The organism is Caulobacter sp. GW821-FHT10A06 (assembly GCF_059415805.1).
The window spans coordinates 442,204-458,431 of record NZ_JBWKNY010000005.1; the positions used below are offsets into that span (position 1 = coordinate 442,204).

Sequence of the window (16,228 nt, forward strand, 5' to 3'; positions counted from 1 at the left end):
ACGTGGTTTGACGCCTTAACCATCTTGAGCTTCAACCGCTCGAACGGCATGCAGAGTCGAACACGAGTCCAGGCCATCGATGTCCAAGAGCGTACCGTTGATCTACGTCGCCGATGACGACGAGCCGACGCTGGAGCTGATCGAGACCTTTCTGGCGCGCGACGGGCTGGAGGTCGTCGGCTTTTCCGACGCTGCGCGCTTGATCGCCGCGATCGCCGTTCGCAAGCCGGACGCCATTCTGCTGGACGTGCGCATCCCGGGCCTGAGCGGCCTGGACGCCCTGAAGACCATCAAGGAATCCGACGCCGCCGCCATTCCGGTGCTGATGCTGACCGGCGACGGGCGCTTCGACCGCATCGTCCAGGCCATGCAGCTGGGCGCCAAGGGCTATGTGATGAAGCCGTTCGACGGTCCCAAGCTGGTCGGCGAAGTCCGGGCGATGCTGAAATAGCTAGCCGATCAGGCCCTTCAGCCAGGCGAGGGTCTCGTTGCACCAGGCCAGGAAGTTTTCGAACAGACTGGGCGCCTTGGCGGGGGCGGTGGGTTTCTTGACCTCAACCGGTACGAACCAGCTGGGCGCCGCCGGCGGGGCGCAGTTCATCCGCATGCCGACGCCCTTGAGGTAGCCGCGCCGCACACCGCCCGACTGGATGGCCTTGGCGATCGCCTTGTCGTGCTTGGCCGCGCCGGTCAGCTTGCGGATCCAGCTGCGGAACGGCAGCACGTCCCGCGTCGTGTCGCGCACGCCGGAGACGCCCACGCCGTAGGCGGCGTCGGCGACCTTCTTGCCCTTCGAGCGGTTGTCGGGCGGAGGAGCCTCGTCGAGATCGGGCCCCAGGGCCGCGTCCAGCCGGCCGATCTCGGCGGCGATCGGCTCGCAGCGGTTCAGGCCGGTCATGTCGTAGGGATCGGCGACAGCGCGCTGCAGCACCGCCGGGATGCTCTTCTGCTTGAGGTTCAGATCCTCCAGCGGCGCGGTGGCGGCGTCGCGGAAGGTGTCGTGCTGCTGCATCGTGCCCTGGTCGGTTTGGGCCAGGGCGGGGCCTGCGAGGACCAGCAGGAGGGCGGGCAGGGCGCGCATCACGGACGCCGCACCACTTGGCCGCCCTTCATGACGAAGACGACGTCTTTCGTCGCTTCGATCGCCTGGGTCGGGTCGCCCTGGACGGCGACGATGTCGGCCAGGTAGCCGGGCTTCAGCTGACCCAGGTCGCCGGCGCGGCCCAACACCTTGGCGTCGACGGCCGTGGCGGCCAGCAGGGCCTGGACGGGCGTCATGCCCTCCTTGACCAGCCAGACCAGCTCGCGGGCGTTGTCGCCGTGCTTGAACACCCCGACGTCGCTGCCCATGCCGATGGTGACGCCGTTCTTCACCGCCAGCTTGAAGGCGCGCTCGGCATTGGTCATGGCGGCCGTCGGTGGCGTCTTGCCGGCGATGTAACCACCGAAATAGGTCGAGGTGCTCTCGACCGCCGTCAGGGTCGGGAAGAACACCACGCCCTTCTCGGCCATCAGCTTGAAGGTCGCGTCGCTGCCGCCATAGCCGTGCTCGATGGTGTCGACGCCCGCCAGCACGGCCCGGCGCATGCCTTCGTCGCTGGAGGCGTGGGCGGCGACCGGCCGGCCGCTGGAATGGGCCGCGTCGACCAAGGCCTTCAGCTCTTCGATCGAGAAGGTCGGCTGGGTCGAGCCGTCCGGGCCGATGCGATAGTCGGCATAGACCTTGATCCAGTCCGCGCCCGCGCCGGCCTGCTCGCGCACCGCCTTGACCACCTCGGCGACGCCGCTGGCTTCCTGGGCGCCCTGGGGCAGCTCGGCCTCGGGATTGTAGTTCTTGCGAGCCGGGCCGTACGAGCCGGTGGCGACGATGGCGTTGGTCGCCACGAACAGGCGCGGACCGGGGATCAGCCCGTCATTGATCGCCTTGCGCAGCGGCACGTCGGCCGCGCCGACGCCCTCGGTGCCGAGGTCCCGCAGGGTGGTGAAGCCGGCCTCCAGCGTCGCCTTGGCCTGCACCGCCGCGCGCAGGGTGCGGTAGGTCGGTGTCTCCTTCAGCACCTGATCGTCCCACAGGGTCTCGTTGTAGGGATGTAGGAAGAGGTGGCTGTGCAGGTCCATCAGGCCCGGGATCACCGTCGCGCCCGGCAGGTCGACGACCTCGGCCCCGGTCGCGTCGATCTGGGCGGCGGGTCCGACGGCGGCGATCTTGCCGTCCTTGACCAGCACGGCCCAGCCTTCGCGCGGCGGGCCGGCATTCTCGGCGGTCCAGACGCGAGCGGGCTTGAGCAGGATCGGCTGGGCGGCCTGGGCAAGGCCCGGCGTCAGGATCAGGGCGAGGGCGGTGAGCAGGCGGCGCATGAACGACTCTGTGGTTGGACGCCCAGCTAAGCCGAAATCGCCTCAGGCGCCAAAGCGCAGATGGATCAGAGGGTAGGGCCGGCCCTGGCTGTCCAGTTCGGAGCGGCCGGTGCGTTCGAAACCCATGTGCTCGTAGAAGCCGACCGCCTGGGCGTTCTGCTCGTTGACGTCGGTGGTCAGGCTCGGGTGAACGGCCAGGGCGTAGTCGATCATGATTGCGCCGACGCCCGCCCCGCGATGTTCGGGATCGATGAACAGCGCCTCCATATGGCCGTTGTCGATCAGCATGAAGCCCAGCGGCCGGTCACGGTCGTCCACGGCCAGGGTCATCGGCGCGTAGGGCAGGAAACCCTCGACCTCGGCGCCGATCGCGGCGCGGTCCTCGGGCGAGAGAAAGTCGTGGGTGGCGCCGACGGCGGCGGCCCAGATCTCGACGACGCGCGGGCCGTCTTCGGGCCGGGAGGGGCGGAGCTTGATCATCGCGGGGGTCTAACCCGGCCCGCCCTCCCGCGCCAGCTGGGCGCAGACCTCGGCGGTGTGGGCGTCGGCGGGGAAGGCGCACTCGATCCGCAGCTCGTCCAGGGTGACGTCGCGCGGCGCGGCGAAGGTGGTGATGGTCTCGAAGAACCTTAAGGTCCCCAGGTCGCTCTGGAAGACTAGGTTCAGCACTGGGGCCGGCTCTTCCTCGACGTCGCGGAAGCGCCAGCGGGCCGGCACGTCGGGATAGGCCAGTACCTCGTCCAGCAGGGCCTGGGCGGTGGTGTCGGATGGAACGGCGGCGATGTCGGCGTGCAGGTGGCGTAGGAACTTCTGGGCGACCTCGGGCCAGTTGACGATCACCTTGCGGAAGTCGTCGGGGTCGAACACCTGGCGCAGCAGGTTGCTGTGCGGGCTCTGCTGGCCGCGCATCAGCAGGGCGTTGACGCGCTGGGCGGCGGTGTTGGCCATCAGCACGTCGAAGTGGCGGTTGATGACAAAGGCCGGATAGGGCTCTTGGTGGGCGATGATCAGCTCGATCGCCTCGCGCATCCGCTCTAGGGCCGGGGTGACCAGGGTGTTTTCCGAGTACTGCGGGGCGTAGCCGGCGGCCAGCAACAGGGCGTTGCGTTCGCGCAGCGGCATGTCCAGGGCGTCGGCCAGGCGAGCCAGGGTCTCACGGCTGGGCTGGGCCTTGCCGGTCTCGACGCACGACAGGTGGCGGGTCGAGACGCCGGTGTCCAGCGACAGGTCCAGCTGGCTGAGCCGCCGCGCCGCCCGCCACTCGCGCAGCAGCACCCCAACGGGCGGATGAGGTTTCCGGACCTGGCTGGACGTCATGGGCGCTCCCTAGCGGTCGTCCGCCGATGGGACCATGACCTGCGAGGTCATGCTGATCTTGTCGCGCTGAGAGCGCTAGTCGTCGCAAAACGTTGGAGCGGACGCTGCTGACAGGTTCAGGCTCAAAGTCCTCCAATCTCGCGACAGGAGACGGAGCGTGCGCTTGGAAAAGATCGACCTGAAGGCGGCGCTGCCCGCGCTCTATAACGCCCCGCGCGGACGGTTCGTGATCGTCGACGTGCCGCCGATGAACTATCTGGCCGTGGAGGGCGAGGGGGATCCCAACGCCGCGCCGGCCTATCTCGCCGCCGTCGAGACCCTGTACACGGCGTCCTACACCTTGAAGTTCATGGCCAAGGCCGTCCTGGGCCGCGACTATGTCGTGCCACCGCTGGAAGGCCTGTGGTGGGCCGATGACATGGACGACTTCGTCGCGCGCCGGAAGGATCGCTGGCGGTGGCGGATGATGATCGCGACGCCGGACTTCGTCGACGAGCCGGTCGCCTTGCGCGCCGTCGAGCAGGCGCGGGCCAAGGGCAAGGCGATGGCGGGCGTGACCTTCCAGCGCCTGGAGGAGGGCCGTTCGGTCCAGGCCCTGCATGTCGGATCTTACGACGAGGAGGGCCCCGCGCTGGAGGCCCTGCACAAGCGGTTCCTGCCCGCCAACGGCCTGGTTCCGGCCGGGCTGCACCACGAGATCTATCTGAACGATCCGCGCCGGACGTCGGCGGAGAAGCTGAGAACGCTGCTCCGCCAGCCGGTCAGGGCCGCTTAGATTTCTTGATTGTACTTGCCAACGCGGTCGCCCAGGCGCGGCTTCACTTCCTGGCGGAAGAGGGCGCGCATGTCGTCCTCGGACTGGGTGCTTTCCACGACCACCACGACCTCGGGCTTGTTCGACGAGGCGCGGACCAGGACCCACGAGCCGTCTTCCAGGTGCACGCGCACGCCGTTGACGGTGATCACCTCGGTGATCTTGCGGCCCAGGATCGAGCCGCCGGCGGCGAACAGGTCCTGGTATTCCTTCACCACGTCGTCGACGACGCCGTACTTCACCTCGTCGCCGCACTTGGGGCTCATGGTCAGCGAGGTGAAGGCCACCGGCAGGGCCTTGCGCATGTCCGACAGCTTCACGCCGGGATTGCGGTCCAGCATGGCCAGGATGGCGGCGGCGGCGGTCAGGCCGCAGTCGTAGCCGTAGCCCAGGTCGCCGTTCATGAAGAAGTGGCCGCTCTTCTCGAAGCCGGCCAGGGCGCCCAGCTCGGCGCTCTTGCGCTTGATGTAGCTGTGGCCGGTCTTCCAGTAGATGACCTTGCAGCCGTGCTGCTGCAGGATCGGGTCGGTGGCGTAGAGGCCCGTCGACTTCACGTCGACGACGAAGGTCGCGCCGGGGTTCAGCGGGGCCAGGTCGCGGGCCAGCATCAGGCCGATCTTGTCGGCGAAGATCTCCTCGCCCTCGTCATCGACCACGCCGCAGCGGTCGCCGTCGCCGTCGAAACCGAAGGCCAAGTCCGCGCCGGTCTCATGCACGGTGTGCGCCATGGCGTGCAGCATCTCGGCGTCTTCGGGATTGGGATTGTACTTGGGGAAGGTGAAGTCCAGATCAGTGTCCATCGGCACCACCTCGGCCACGCCCATCTTCTGCAGGGCCTCGACCACGAAGGCGCCGGCCGTGCCGTTGCCGCAGGCGGCGATCACTTTGAGAGGACGGGTGACGCTGGCGCGCTTGGCGACGTCGTCGATATAGCGCTGGGCTTCGCCCTGCACGCGGATCAGCTTGCCGCCGTCGCGCTCGACGAATTCAGCGCCCAGCACGATCGCCTTCAGGCGGCTCATCTCGTCGGGGCCGAAGGTCAGCGGACGCTGGGCGCCCATCTTCACGCCGGTCCAGCCGTTCTCGTTGTGGCTGGCGGTGACCATGGCCACGCAGGGGATGTCGAGGTCGAACTGGGCGAAATAGGCGGTCGGCGACAGGGCCAGGCCGATGTCGTGGACTTCGCAGCCGGCGCTGATCAGGCCCAGGATCAGGGCGTTCTTGATCGAGGTCGAATACGAGCGAAAGTCGTGGCCGACCACGATCTTCGACTGGCCCAGCTCGTGGATGTAGGTGCCCAGGCCCAGGCCCAAAGCCTGCACGCCCAGCAGGTTGATCTCCGGCCCGAACAGCCAGCGCGCGTCGTACTCGCGGAAGCCGGTCGCCTTGACCAGCGGTTCGTTTTCATACGCGGCGGTATTCGCAACGAGATCGGCGCGGGGCGCGGAGAACATCGAAAGCTCGCTTCAGTTGAGATGGTGTGGCTTTAGCCGCGCGAAGCTCGCGCGACTAGCGCGTTCGCATGACAAAGTTCGATTAAATCAGATGTGACTTAGATCACGCCGGCGCGAAGCAGGTCGTGAACATGCAGGATGCCCACAGGCTGACCAGCTTCGACCACGAACAGCACGGTGATCCGGCGATCGTTCATGATCTTCAGCGCCTCGGCGGCCAGAGCGCCCGGCGCGATGGTCTGGGGCCCCTTGGTCATGACTTCGCCGGCCGTGTGGGTCAGCAGGCCGTCCATGTGCCGGCGCAGGTCGCCGTCGGTGATCATGCCGGCCAGGGCGCCCGCGCCGTCGACGACGCCAACCGCGCCGAAGCGCTTCTCGCTCATCACCAGCAGGGCGTCGGGCATGGGGGCGTCCAAGCCGATCAGTGGCAGCTCGCCATCGTCATGCATCAGGTCGCCGACCGTGCGCAGCATGGCGCCCAGCTTGCCGCCGGGGTGGAAGACGCGGAAGTCGCTGGCCGTGAAGCCGCGCCGCTCGAGCAGGGCCACCGCCAGCGCATCGCCCAAGGCGATCTGCAGGGTGGTGGAGGTGGTCGGGGCGTTGACCTCGGCCGTGGCCTCCGGCGCGTCGGGCAGCAGCAGCAGGATGTCGGCGGCTTTGCCCAGCGGGCTGTCGGCCACCGCGGTCATGGCGACCAGCGGAATCGAGAAGCGCTTGGCGTAGGCCAGGGTGTCGGAGAGCTCGCGTCCCGCGCCCGACTTTGACAGCGCCAGGATCACGTCGTCCGGACCGATCATGCCGAGGTCGCCGTGGCTGGCCTCGGCGGGGTGGACGAACATGGCCGACGTTCCGGTCGAGGCCAGGGTGGCGGCGATCTTGCGGGCCACGTGGCCGGACTTGCCCATGCCGGTGCAGACGACCCGGCCCTTGGCGTCGAACACGGTCTCGACCGCGCGGACGAAGGTCTCGCCCAGCGACTCGGCCAGGGTGTTGAGGGCCTCGGCCTCGGTGCTCAGCACGCGATGGCCGACGGCGACGGCGTCGAACCCTTGCATTTCTTTGGGGCTCATTGCGGAACCTGATCCGGCATCTGGCTGGCGGCCTCGACGGCCTTCTTGGCGGCTTCGTCGCGACGCTGGGCGGCGTCCTTCTCGCGCTGCAGCTTGGCCTTCATCTCTGGCGTCTGCTGCACCGGCGTGTGGCCGAACGGACCCCACGAGCGGTCGCCTTCGCCTTGCGGCCAGACGAGCGAAAAAGTGACCAGGGCCAGGGCGATAAGCCCCATCAGCGGCATGAAGAAACGATCCGACATGGTCCGCCTATAGCACGGCCATTGGGGCGGGGGAGAGGCCATGACGGGAGAGGGCGCGGCATCCGTGCTTGACGCTGCGCCCGCCTGGCCTTAGCCCGCGCCCATACCTCCCCCGTCTATAAGGAAGCCCGATGCCGACGCTTGTCCTGCTCCGCCATGGCCAGAGCCAGTGGAACCTGGAAAACCGCTTCACGGGCTGGGTCGATGTCGACCTGACCGCCGAGGGCGAGGCCCAGGCCAAGAAGGGCGGCGAGCTGATCGCGGCCGCCGGCATCCAGCTGGATCACATGTTCACCTCGGTCCAGACCCGCGCCATCCGCACCGGCAACCTGGCCCTGGACGCCGCCAAGCAGAGCTTCGTGCCGGTGACCAAGGACTGGCGCCTGAACGAGCGTCACTACGGCGGCCTGACGGGCCTGAACAAGGCCGAGACGGCCGAGAAGCATGGCGAAGCCCAGGTCACGATCTGGCGTCGTTCGTATGACGTGCCGCCGCCGGAACTGGCCCCGGGCGGCGAGTACGACTTCAGCAAGGACCGCCGCTACAAGGGCGCGGATCTGCCCTCGACCGAGAGCCTGGCCACGACCCTGGTCCGCGTCCTGCCGTACTGGGAAAGCGACGTCGCCCCGCACCTGAAGGCCGGCGAGACCCTGCTGATCGCCGCCCACGGCAATTCGCTGCGCGCCATCGTCAAGCACCTGTTCAACGTGCCGGACGACAAGATCGTCGGCGTCGAGATTCCGACGGGCAATCCGTTGGTCATCGAACTGGACGCCCAGTTGAAGCCGACCGGCGCGCGCTACCTGGACGAAAGCCGCGCCGAAGCGCTGCCAGCGGTCGGTTAAGCTTTACCGGAAGCCGTTGGAAACACGGCGTTAATTTTGGTCTGCGCATGGTGATCCCTCACTACGGGATTCCATGCCAGACATGAGCGCGCCGGCGCCCAACACCCAGGAATATAAGCGTTTGACGCAGTATGACGTGGACGTCATCTGCGCCAAGCACGACCGCCTGTGGTCCGCCCGGATGGGCGGCGCGCGTGCCGTGTTCGCTTTCTGCGACCTGTCGGGCCTGTCGATGACGGGCCGCAATCTGTGCGACGCCGATTTCACCGGCGCGATCATGGTCGGCTGCGACCTGCGCAAGACCAAGCTGGACAACGCCAACTGCTACGGCGCCGACATGCAGGGCGCGGACCTGACTGATGCGTCCTTGCGTCGCGCCGACCTGCGCGGCTCCAGCCTGCGCGGCGCCAACCTGACCGGCGCCGACATGTTCGAGGCCGACCTGCGCGAAGGCACGATCGCCGCCGCCGACCGCAAGGAAGGCTACAAGGTCATCGAGCTGACCCAGCGCGAGGCCTATGCCAGCGGCGCCAACCTGTCGGGCGCCAACCTGGAACGCTCGCGCCTGTCGGGCATCGTGGCGACCAAGGCCGACTTCAGCGACGCGATCCTGAAGGACGCCAAGCTGGTCCGCGCCAACCTGAAACAAGCCAATTTCAACGGGGCGAACCTCGCCGGCGCCGATCTGTCGGGCGCCAACCTGGCCGGGGCCGACCTGCGCAACACGGTCCTGGTCGGCGCCAAGACCATGTCGTGGAACATCAACGACACCAACCTGGACGGGGCTCTGACCGACAAGCCGTCGGGCACCAGCGTCTCGGACCTGCCCTACGAACAGATGATCGCCGACCATGCCAAGTGGATCGAGACCGGGGGCGGCGAGGGCAAGCCGTCGGTGTTCGACAAGGCCGACCTGCGCAATCTGCGCTCGATCCGCGGCTTCAACCTGACGGCCCTCTCGGCCAAGGCGGCGGTGTTCTACGGCCTCGACATGGAAGGCGTGCAGATGCAGGGCGCCCAGTTGGAAGGGGCGGATCTGCGGGCCTGCAACCTGCGCCGGGCCGACCTGCGCGGCGCGCGGCTGAAGGGCGCCAAGCTGACGGGCTCGGACCTGCGCGACGCCCAGCTGGGTCCGTTGCTGATCGCCGCCGACCGCACGCTGCCGTGCGACATGACCGGCGCCATCCTGACCAATGCCGATTTCGCGCGCGCCGACCTGCGTCAGGCCCGGATGGCCGGGGCGGACGTCTCGCGCGCCAACTTCACGGGAGCCCAGCTCAAGGATGTCGATCTGACCGGCGCGATCCGCATGGCCGCGCGCGGATTGGACGACGTGATCTGAGAGAAATTGCTATTTTTCGCGACAAACGGACGCAGGCTTAACGGTTCGCTCGTCCATCGCCGCTACAGTCCGCGTAACACACAAAAGAACACTAACGGGGACCATCGTTATGAACGCCGCGCAAAGCGTGGCCGGGCGGCGACGCCTGAGCCAAGCCGAGCTCGACATGATCGTAACGGCGCACGAGAAATTCGTTACCGGCAAGCAGGGAGGCAAGCGAGCTTCCCTACGCTTCATGCAGCTGTCGGGCCTAGATCTGTCGTTCCGGAACTTGACCGACGCGGACTTGACCGCCTCGATCCTTGAAGATTGCCGCATGGTCCGCACCAAGCTGGATCGCGCCAGCCTGTTCGGCTGCGACCTGCGAAAGAGCGACATGCGCCAGGCCTCGCTGGTCCGCGCCGACCTGCGCGGCGCCTGCCTGCGCGGCGCCAACCTGGCCCAGGCCGACCTGACCCAGGCCGACTTCCGCGAAGGCCAGATCGCCATTCCGCACCCGCGCAAGGGCCTCGAGACCATGCGCCACGAGACCCGCCAGGGCGAGGTCGACGAGGTCAACTTCTCGGGCGCCACCCTGGACGGTTCGCAGTTCGAGGGCGTCTCGGCGTTCAAGGCTGACTTCAGCGACTGCTCGCTGCGCGGCGCCAAGCTGTCGGGCGCCAACCTGAAGGAAGCCAATCTGGTCGGGGCCATCCTGGACGGCGCCGACGTCAAGGGCTGTAACCTCGAGGGCGCGAACCTGTCGGGCGCGGTCATGGCCGGCGTCGACACCTCCACCGCCCGCACCAGCGGCGCCAGCATGAACGGCGCCGTCGGCACGGTGACCCGCGAGGCGCTGAGCAAGGCCGAGGAACTCTACAACCGCTGCCTGGGCAACCAGCGCTGGTGCCAGACCGGCGGCAAGGAAGGGCAGGCGGCTCGTCTCGACGGCGAGGACCTGCGTCCGCTGGGCAACAAGCTGAAGGGGCTGCGCCTGACGGCCATGAGCGCCAAGGGCGCCTGCATGGTGGGTCTCGATTTGTCCGGCGCCCAGCTGCAGGGCGCGAACCTGCAGAACGCCGACCTGCGCGCGGCCAATCTGCGCGGGGCCGACCTGCGCGGCGCTAAGCTGACGGGCGCCAACCTGACCAAGGCCGATCTGCGCCAGGCGTTCTTGTCGCCGCTGCCGCTGGGACCGACGCGCCAGACGCAGGCCAACCTTCAATCGGCCCGCATGCGCTACGCCATGCTCCAGACGGCCGACCTCAGCGAGGCGGTGCTGGACGGGGCCGACCTGCGCGGCTCGGACTTCACCGGCGCCCGCGTGGCCAAGGCCAGCTTCCGCGACGTGGACCTGAACCAGGTCCAGGGCCTCGACTTCTCACTGCCCTGAACATGAAAAAGGCGGCGCATCGCTGCGCCGCCCAAGTTCAGAGGGGAGTGTGGGGGATCAGGAACAGAGGCCGCCGGTTAGGCGGCCTTTTCGCCTTCGATCAGGGTCGAGGCGGCAGTCGTCTTGATCTCCACCGTGCGGGGCTTGAGGGCTTCCGGCAGTTCACGCTTCAGCGCGATCGACAGCAGGCCGTTCGACAGATCGGCATCTTCGACGATCAGGTAGTCGGTCAGCTGGAACTTGCGCTCGAAGTTACGCTCGGCCAGGCCGCGGTGCAGGTACTGCTTGGCGTCGCCATCGTTGGCGGCCTTGCGACCAGTGACGGTCAGCAGGTTTTCCTTCACCTCGACGGTCAGTTCGTCCGGCTTGAAACCGGCCACCGCGATCTCGATGCGGTAGTCGTTCTCGCCGGTGCGTTCGATGTTGTAGGGGGGATAGCCCGAGGCCGCTTCGGTGCGGGCGGCGGCGTCCAGCTGGTCGGCGAGGCGGTCGAAGCCGACGAGCGAGCGGTACAGGGGCGAAAGGTCGATCGTACGCATAGGTCTAGATCCTTCTTATCAAGCAAGGTCTTTGATGTTCGTCCCGTCGGCGACCCGAAATCGGCATCGCCAGGTGGTCCGGAAGGCCCGGGTTTCCAGCGCCTTCGTGAAACTAATTGGTGAGCGGATTTTCGGGTTCAAGGGGCCGTTTCGTCAAAGAACGTGAATCGTTTGACGCACCGGTTCCCCCGGCTAAGGTCGCGGCCTCCGTTACGCCGAAGGACACGTCCCCCATGCCGCTTCGCCGCCACATGCTGTTGCTTGCCGCCGCCATCACCCTGGCCGCGCCCGCCGCTTTCGCCTCGACCGACGCCGCGCTGAAGGCCGCCGTCGCCTCGCCGACCCGTCCCGCCGGCGACGTCGCCCGCGACGGCGCGCGCCACCCGGTCGAGAGCCTGGACTTCTGGGGCCTCAAGCCCAAGCAGACCGTGATCGAGATCTCGCCCGGCGGCGGCTACTGGACCGAGATCCTGGCGCCGTACGCCAAGGCCACCGGCGGGACTTACATCGCGGGCGTCGCCGACCTGTCGAACCCGAAGATCTCGGAAGGCGCCAAGAAGGGCCGCGCCGACTTCGAGGCCCGGTTCTCGGACGCCGCCAAGTACGGCAAGCCGCAATACGCCAATTTCGGCGCGGTCTCGGGCCCGCTGGGCGCGTCGGGCTCTGCCGATCTGGTCCTCACCGCCCGCAACGTCCACAATTGGACCCAGGCTCCGGGCATGGCCGACAAGGTGTTCGCCGACTTCTTCGCCGTGCTGAAGCCGGGCGGCGTGCTGGCCATCGAGGATCACCGCGCCGATCCGCGCTCGGAAAAGGACGCCGGCGCCGACGGCTATCTGAACACCGCCACGGTGATCGCCCTGGCCGAGAAGGCCGGCTTCAAGCTGGACGCCAAGTCCGAGATCAACGCCAACCCCAAGGACACCAAGGACCACCCCTTCGGCGTCTGGACCCTGCCGCCCGTCAAGCGCACCGCCCCGGGCGGCCAGCCGGCCAATCCGAACTTCGATCGCGCCAAGTACGACGCGATCGGCGAAAGCGACCGCATGACCCTGCGCTTCAAGAAGCCGGCCTGACTTTGGTCAAGGTCGAGGGGCAGGCTGGAGTCGTTGTCGGGGGGATGATGGCTCCAGCTCACACGTGGTCGCGACGGGCAGTCCTGGCGAGCGTCAGCGCGCTGGGACTTACCGCCTGCGGCAAGAAGAATGATCCGGCCAAGGTCGAGGCCAAGGCCGCCGAAAAGGCCGGGCCCAAGACGATCGAGGCGGTGGTGGCCGGTGACTGGCGCCGGTCCGAGGACCGCGCGCGCGATGTCTGGCGCCATCCGGTCGAGACCCTGAAGTTCTGGGATCTCAAGCCCGGCCAGACCGTGGTCGAGTTCTGGCCCGGCGCGGGCTGGTACACCGACATCCTGGCCCCGTACCTGGCCGACACCAAGGGGCATCTCTATGAGGCGCTGCTGCAGACCGACCCCGCCGATCCGGCCGCGGCCGAGATCGCCGAGGGCTATCGCCGCAAGCTGACCGAGAAGAAGAAGGTCTATGGCGACGTGCAGTTCACCGCCTTCGGCCCGACCAGCGGTCCGGTAGCGCCGGCGGGCACGGTCGATCTGGTGCTGTTCCTGCGCAACCTGCACAACTGGATGGCCGGCGGCATCGCCGAGAAGGCCTTCAAGGACGCCCTGGCGGCCCTGAAACCCGGCGGCATCCTGGGCATCGAGGAGCATCGCGGCGAACCGGGCCGGGTGCAGGACGTGCTGGCGACCGACGGCTATGTCCAGCAAGACTACGTGATCCAGATGGCCAAGGAGGCGGGTTTCGTCCTGGTCTCGGCCAGCGAGATCAACGCCAACGCCAAGGACACCAAGGACCATCCGTTCGGCGTCTGGACCCTGCCGCCCACGCGCCTGTCGGCCCCGCGCGGCGAGCCGGCCGAGCCGGGCTTCGACCACGCCAAGTACGACGCGATCGGCGAGAGCGACCGCATGACCCTCAAGTTCATGAAGCCCAAATGAGGAAGGCGCTGATCCTGGCGGCCGTTTTGGCCGCCGCCGCGACGCCGGCCTTGGCCGAGAAGAGCGCGCCGGCCAACAAGGTGTTCTCGTACCTCGACAAGTACCTGAAGATTCCCCCGGCCGAGCGCACGCGGGTCAGGCTGGGCTATGGGATCCGCCATGACGGCAAGCCCATACCGAACCTGAAAGCGACCCTGGTCGAGAAGAACGGTGCGAAGACGCCGATGCCGCTGACGGCCGACGGCGCCTTCGAGCGCCTGCCGACCCTGGCTCAGTTGGACGGCGATCCGACGATGGTGTTCGATGTGCCGGCCGACTGGAAGATGGGCTCGGTCATGGACTTCCAGACCCAGTTCAAGCCGGCGACCGAGTACGACGTCCGTGAACTGACGGCGACGGTGAACGAGGCCAACGCCGTGATCGGCAAGGCCGCCGGCGTCGCCAGCTTCATGGTTCCAAAGATGTCCGGGATCGCCTTCCTGAAGGCCGAGACCGGCATGGCCGTCTATGCCGACGGCCGGACCGTGGCTCTGCCCCTGGCCGGAGGCATGCCGTATTTCTTCGCCGCCGATCATCAGGGCGCCGTACGGGTAAAGTTGACAAAAACCCCGACTAGGGTCGCCTTCTATCAGGGGAAGAAATAGACCCTGGGTCGTCTGAACGGTGTTTACTTAACCGGGCGGCCCGGTCTAGCTTTTTGCAAACGCATCGCGCAGAGGGAGATCGCGCATATGGCCACGATTCAAGAAGTCACCGACCGCATCAAGGGCGCCGTGGGCGACGACAGCGGCCTGGGCAAGAGCCTGAAGTTCGATCTGAAGGACGCCGGCGTCATTCACATCGACGGCGGCGCGGTCACCAACGAAGACAAGCCGGCCGACCTGACCATGACGCTCAGCCTGGACGACCTGCTGGCCATCGGCGCCGGCTCGCTGGACCCGACCATGGCGGTCATGACCGGCAAGCTGAAGCTGTCGGACATGGGCACGGCCATGGCCCTGCAGCCCAAGATGGGCGCTCTGTTCGCCAAGATGCGCTAAGCCGAATGGGAGAGGAACCGCGTCTCGTCTCGATTCCAGACGCTCCGGTTCCCAACCACGGTAAGGCTGAATGGTTTAGCGGCGCGGATGGGGCGACCCTCCGCGCCGCGACCTTTTTCCCGGACGGCCCGGTTCGCGGCACCGTGGTGCTCAGCCCGGGCCGCAGCGAGCCGCTCGAGAAGTATTTCGAGGTCGTCGAAGACCTCCTGAAACGCGGCTTCGCCGTGCTGCTGCATGACTGGCGAGGGCAGGGGCTGTCGGCCCGCAGCCTTCCCGACCGCCTCAAGGGCCATGCCCTCGGCTTCAAGACTTTCATCGCCGACTACAAGGCGCTGCTCGACGCGTTCGAGGCGCGGATGCCCAAGCCGTGGATCGCCGTCTCCCACTCGATGGGCGGCTGCCTGACCATGCTGGCCCTGGCCCACGGCGAGACGCGGTTCGCGGCGACGGTGCTGTCGGCGCCAATGCTGGGCCTCAACACGGCTGGCGTGCCGCCCTGGCTGGCCAAGCCCTTGGCCTGGACCATGTCCCGTATCGGCCGGGCCGGGGACTACGTGTCGGCGCCCTACGACCCGCTGGTCCAGACCTTTCAGGGCGACGGCCTGACCCACGACGAGACGCGTTACGATCGTTACCAGAACCAGCTGCGCGCCGACCCCGAGATCGCGCTCGGCGGCATGACCTGGGGCTGGGCGGACTTCGCCATCTCGGCCTGCGCCTGGCTGAGGGCCACCAAGGGCGTAGAGGCGATCGCCACGCCGGTGACCATCGTCGGCGCCGAACTCGACAACCGCGTTCTGAACGCCGACGCCGAGACGATCGCCGGCCGCATCCCCAAGGGGCGCTATGTCGAGGTCCCGGGCGCGTTCCACGAGATCCTGATCGAGACCGACCCGCGCCGAGCGATCTTCTGGCAGGCCTTCGACGAGACCGTCGATCCCGTCGCGCCGCGCGAGCCGCTTATTTCGCCGAACGTTTCAGACTGACCAGCGCCTCGTCCAGCGGACGGCGGTCGCCGGAGATGACCATCTGGCCGCCGTTCGGGCCGACGGGTTCGCCGCGCCAGTTGGCGACGATGCCGCCGGCGCCTTCGATCAGGGGAATGGCGGCCTCGATGTCCCAGGACTTCAGGCCGGCTTCGATCACCATGTCCATCTTGCCCATGGCGACCATGGCGTAGGCATAGGCGTCGCAGCCCTGGCGGGCCAGCTTGGCGGCCGCGCGCACCTGCAGCCAGGCGCCGCGCTCGGCCCCGTCGAAGCAGGCGTCGGCGTCGGTGGTGGCGATGACGGCGTCGGTCAGGTCGGCGCACTCGCGCACGCGGATCGGCGTCTCCTGGCCACGCGCCAGCAGGCGCGAGCCGCCGGCATGGCCGACGAAGATCTCGTCCATATAGGGCTGACCGATGGAGCCCAGCACGGGGCGGCCCTGATGGCGTAGGCCGATCAGGGTGGTCCACAGCGGCAGGCCGGAGATGAAGGCGCGCGTGCCGTCGATCGGGTCCAGCACCCAGACGAACTCGGCGTCCGGGCGGTCCTCGCCGTACTCTTCCCCGATCACGCCGTGCTCGGGGTAGCGATCGCCGATAAGCTTTCGGATCGCCGCTTCCGCGCCGCGGTCGGCCTCGGTCACCGGGTCGAACGCCGCGTGGGTGTCGCGTGGCAGGTTCTTGCCCGCCCCCTTGTCCTCGAGGCCGTGGTCGGCCCGGAACAGCGGCAGGATCACCTGGGCCGAAGCCCGGTTCAGGTCGATGATGAAGGCGTCGAGCGCCGCGAGCCGATCAGCGGAGAGCGTCATGGGGCGGGGTTTAACGCCCCCGCC

19 protein-coding genes are annotated in these 16,228 nt (G+C 67.8%); 10 read left to right on the top strand and 9 right to left on the bottom strand.

Annotated features, from left to right (window positions below):
* Positions 1–79 precede the first annotated feature (79 nt).
* Positions 80–451 carry a response regulator gene (locus AC07NF_RS16850; RefSeq protein ID WP_494628864.1) on the top strand — a complete coding sequence of 124 codons (372 nt, stop codon included), beginning with the start codon at positions 80–82 and terminating at the stop codon, positions 449–451.
* Here the strand turns inward: AC07NF_RS16850 and AC07NF_RS16855 are convergent, their stop codons facing one another.
* The 4 genes from AC07NF_RS16855 to AC07NF_RS16870 are packed head-to-tail and all read right to left on the bottom strand — an operon-like array spanning position 452 to position 3,675.
* The gene (locus AC07NF_RS16855) at positions 452–1,081 is read right to left on the bottom strand and encodes a hypothetical protein (protein ID WP_494628863.1); all 630 of its coding nucleotides are present in this window, start codon (positions 1,079–1,081) and stop codon (positions 452–454) included. It lies immediately after the preceding gene.
* Positions 1,081–2,358, bottom strand: a complete 1,278-nt coding sequence (locus tag AC07NF_RS16860) for a metal-dependent hydrolase family protein (RefSeq protein WP_494628862.1) — start codon at positions 2,356–2,358, stop codon at positions 1,081–1,083. The genes AC07NF_RS16855 and AC07NF_RS16860 overlap by 1 nt, the downstream gene beginning before the upstream one ends.
* Positions 2,359–2,400: 42 nt before the next feature.
* Positions 2,401–2,838 (bottom strand): acetyltransferase, encoded by a 438-nt coding sequence (locus tag AC07NF_RS16865; RefSeq protein WP_494628861.1) that lies wholly within the window; start codon positions 2,836–2,838, stop codon positions 2,401–2,403.
* A 9-nt stretch (positions 2,839–2,847) separates the two neighbouring features.
* Positions 2,848–3,675, bottom strand: a complete 828-nt coding sequence (locus tag AC07NF_RS16870; RefSeq protein WP_494628860.1) for a helix-turn-helix domain-containing protein — start codon at positions 3,673–3,675, stop codon at positions 2,848–2,850.
* 157 nt (positions 3,676–3,832) lie between these two features.
* Between AC07NF_RS16870 and AC07NF_RS16875 the strand changes: the two genes are divergently transcribed.
* Positions 3,833–4,450: a GyrI-like domain-containing protein gene (locus AC07NF_RS16875; protein WP_494628859.1), complete on the top strand. Its 618-nt coding sequence runs from the start codon at positions 3,833–3,835 to the stop codon at positions 4,448–4,450.
* On the opposite strand, the gene AC07NF_RS16880 is transcribed toward AC07NF_RS16875, so the two are convergent.
* From AC07NF_RS16880 to AC07NF_RS16890, 3 genes are all read right to left on the bottom strand, one after another.
* Positions 4,447–5,943: a phosphomannomutase/phosphoglucomutase gene (locus tag AC07NF_RS16880; protein ID WP_494628858.1), complete on the bottom strand. Its 1,497-nt coding sequence runs from the start codon at positions 5,941–5,943 to the stop codon at positions 4,447–4,449. The two genes, AC07NF_RS16875 and AC07NF_RS16880, sit on opposite strands and share 4 nt — an antisense overlap.
* A 98-nt stretch (positions 5,944–6,041) precedes the next feature.
* A complete protein-coding gene (locus tag AC07NF_RS16885; protein WP_494628857.1) occupies positions 6,042–6,998 on the bottom strand; it encodes a KpsF/GutQ family sugar-phosphate isomerase in 957 nt (318 codons plus the stop codon).
* 11 nt (positions 6,999–7,009) lie between these two features.
* Entirely contained in the window at positions 7,010–7,237 is a 228-nt protein-coding gene (locus AC07NF_RS16890; RefSeq protein WP_492813531.1) for a hypothetical protein, read from the bottom strand.
* A 149-nt stretch (positions 7,238–7,386) separates the two neighbouring features.
* Here AC07NF_RS16890 and gpmA point away from each other — a divergent pair, with 149 nt between their 5' ends.
* The 3 genes from gpmA to AC07NF_RS16905 all read left to right on the top strand — a co-directional run bounded on the left by gpmA (position 7,387) and on the right by AC07NF_RS16905 (position 10,814).
* Positions 7,387–8,100, top strand: coding sequence for a 2,3-diphosphoglycerate-dependent phosphoglycerate mutase (gene gpmA, locus AC07NF_RS16895; protein WP_492812413.1), 714 nt, complete (start codon positions 7,387–7,389; stop codon positions 8,098–8,100).
* Positions 8,101–8,182: 82 nt separating this feature from the next.
* Positions 8,183–9,442, top strand: coding sequence for a pentapeptide repeat-containing protein (locus AC07NF_RS16900; RefSeq protein ID WP_492812411.1), 1,260 nt, complete (start codon positions 8,183–8,185; stop codon positions 9,440–9,442).
* A gap of 109 nt (positions 9,443–9,551) precedes the next feature.
* Positions 9,552–10,814, top strand: coding sequence for a pentapeptide repeat-containing protein (locus tag AC07NF_RS16905; RefSeq protein WP_492812409.1), 1,263 nt, complete (start codon positions 9,552–9,554; stop codon positions 10,812–10,814).
* Positions 10,815–10,891: 77 nt separating this feature from the next.
* On the opposite strand, the gene AC07NF_RS16910 is transcribed toward AC07NF_RS16905, so the two are convergent.
* Positions 10,892–11,353, bottom strand: coding sequence for an Hsp20 family protein (locus AC07NF_RS16910; RefSeq protein ID WP_492812407.1), 462 nt, complete (start codon positions 11,351–11,353; stop codon positions 10,892–10,894).
* A 233-nt stretch (positions 11,354–11,586) separates the two neighbouring features.
* Here AC07NF_RS16910 and AC07NF_RS16915 point away from each other — a divergent pair, with 233 nt between their 5' ends.
* The 5 genes from AC07NF_RS16915 (at position 11,587) to AC07NF_RS16935 (ending at position 15,393) form a co-directional block, all read left to right on the top strand.
* A complete protein-coding gene (locus tag AC07NF_RS16915) occupies positions 11,587–12,429 on the top strand; it encodes a class I SAM-dependent methyltransferase (protein WP_494628856.1) in 843 nt (280 codons plus the stop codon).
* Positions 12,430–12,473: 44 nt separating this feature from the next.
* On the top strand, positions 12,474–13,367 hold the full coding sequence (locus AC07NF_RS16920) for a class I SAM-dependent methyltransferase (protein WP_494628855.1): 894 nt from the start codon (positions 12,474–12,476) through the stop codon (positions 13,365–13,367).
* On the top strand, positions 13,364–14,011 hold the full coding sequence (locus AC07NF_RS16925; RefSeq protein ID WP_494628854.1) for a DUF2987 domain-containing protein: 648 nt from the start codon (positions 13,364–13,366) through the stop codon (positions 14,009–14,011). The genes AC07NF_RS16920 and AC07NF_RS16925 overlap by 4 nt, the downstream gene beginning before the upstream one ends.
* An 87-nt stretch (positions 14,012–14,098) precedes the next feature.
* The gene (locus AC07NF_RS16930; protein WP_492812399.1) at positions 14,099–14,407 is read left to right on the top strand and encodes an SCP2 sterol-binding domain-containing protein; all 309 of its coding nucleotides are present in this window, start codon (positions 14,099–14,101) and stop codon (positions 14,405–14,407) included.
* Between the two features lie 5 nt (positions 14,408–14,412).
* Positions 14,413–15,393, top strand: a complete 981-nt coding sequence (locus AC07NF_RS16935; protein ID WP_494628853.1) for an alpha/beta fold hydrolase — start codon at positions 14,413–14,415, stop codon at positions 15,391–15,393.
* Here the strand turns inward: AC07NF_RS16935 and hisN are convergent.
* Positions 15,368–16,204: a histidinol-phosphatase gene (gene hisN, locus AC07NF_RS16940; protein ID WP_494628852.1), complete on the bottom strand. Its 837-nt coding sequence runs from the start codon at positions 16,202–16,204 to the stop codon at positions 15,368–15,370. The genes AC07NF_RS16935 and hisN overlap by 26 nt on opposite strands.
* Positions 16,205–16,228 lie beyond the last annotated feature (24 nt).

What these genes read in the sequence shown, in the direction of transcription:
- AC07NF_RS16850 (WP_494628864.1), top strand. Translation starts at nt 80, where the DNA reads ATGTCCAAGAGCGTACCGTTGATCTACGTCGCCGATGACGACGAGCCG.
- AC07NF_RS16925 (WP_494628854.1), top strand. Translation starts at nt 13,364, where the DNA reads ATGAGGAAGGCGCTGATCCTGGCGGCCGTTTTGGCCGCCGCCGCGACG.
- AC07NF_RS16910 (WP_492812407.1), bottom strand. Translation starts at nt 11,353, where the DNA reads ATGCGTACGATCGACCTTTCGCCCCTGTACCGCTCGCTCGTCGGCTTC.
- AC07NF_RS16920 (WP_494628855.1), top strand. Translation starts at nt 12,474, where the DNA reads ATGATGGCTCCAGCTCACACGTGGTCGCGACGGGCAGTCCTGGCGAGC.
- AC07NF_RS16930 (WP_492812399.1), top strand. Translation starts at nt 14,099, where the DNA reads ATGGCCACGATTCAAGAAGTCACCGACCGCATCAAGGGCGCCGTGGGC.
- hisN (WP_494628852.1), bottom strand. Translation starts at nt 16,204, where the DNA reads ATGACGCTCTCCGCTGATCGGCTCGCGGCGCTCGACGCCTTCATCATC.
- AC07NF_RS16870 (WP_494628860.1), bottom strand. Translation starts at nt 3,675, where the DNA reads ATGACGTCCAGCCAGGTCCGGAAACCTCATCCGCCCGTTGGGGTGCTG.
- AC07NF_RS16890 (WP_492813531.1), bottom strand. Translation starts at nt 7,237, where the DNA reads ATGCCGCTGATGGGGCTTATCGCCCTGGCCCTGGTCACTTTTTCGCTC.
- AC07NF_RS16880 (WP_494628858.1), bottom strand. Translation starts at nt 5,943, where the DNA reads ATGTTCTCCGCGCCCCGCGCCGATCTCGTTGCGAATACCGCCGCGTAT.
- AC07NF_RS16915 (WP_494628856.1), top strand. Translation starts at nt 11,587, where the DNA reads ATGCCGCTTCGCCGCCACATGCTGTTGCTTGCCGCCGCCATCACCCTG.
- AC07NF_RS16900 (WP_492812411.1), top strand. Translation starts at nt 8,183, where the DNA reads ATGAGCGCGCCGGCGCCCAACACCCAGGAATATAAGCGTTTGACGCAG.
- AC07NF_RS16905 (WP_492812409.1), top strand. Translation starts at nt 9,552, where the DNA reads ATGAACGCCGCGCAAAGCGTGGCCGGGCGGCGACGCCTGAGCCAAGCC.
- AC07NF_RS16885 (WP_494628857.1), bottom strand. Translation starts at nt 6,998, where the DNA reads ATGCAAGGGTTCGACGCCGTCGCCGTCGGCCATCGCGTGCTGAGCACC.
- AC07NF_RS16935 (WP_494628853.1), top strand. Translation starts at nt 14,413, where the DNA reads ATGGGAGAGGAACCGCGTCTCGTCTCGATTCCAGACGCTCCGGTTCCC.
- AC07NF_RS16865 (WP_494628861.1), bottom strand. Translation starts at nt 2,838, where the DNA reads ATGATCAAGCTCCGCCCCTCCCGGCCCGAAGACGGCCCGCGCGTCGTC.
- gpmA (WP_492812413.1), top strand. Translation starts at nt 7,387, where the DNA reads ATGCCGACGCTTGTCCTGCTCCGCCATGGCCAGAGCCAGTGGAACCTG.
- AC07NF_RS16855 (WP_494628863.1), bottom strand. Translation starts at nt 1,081, where the DNA reads ATGCGCGCCCTGCCCGCCCTCCTGCTGGTCCTCGCAGGCCCCGCCCTG.
- AC07NF_RS16860 (WP_494628862.1), bottom strand. Translation starts at nt 2,358, where the DNA reads ATGCGCCGCCTGCTCACCGCCCTCGCCCTGATCCTGACGCCGGGCCTT.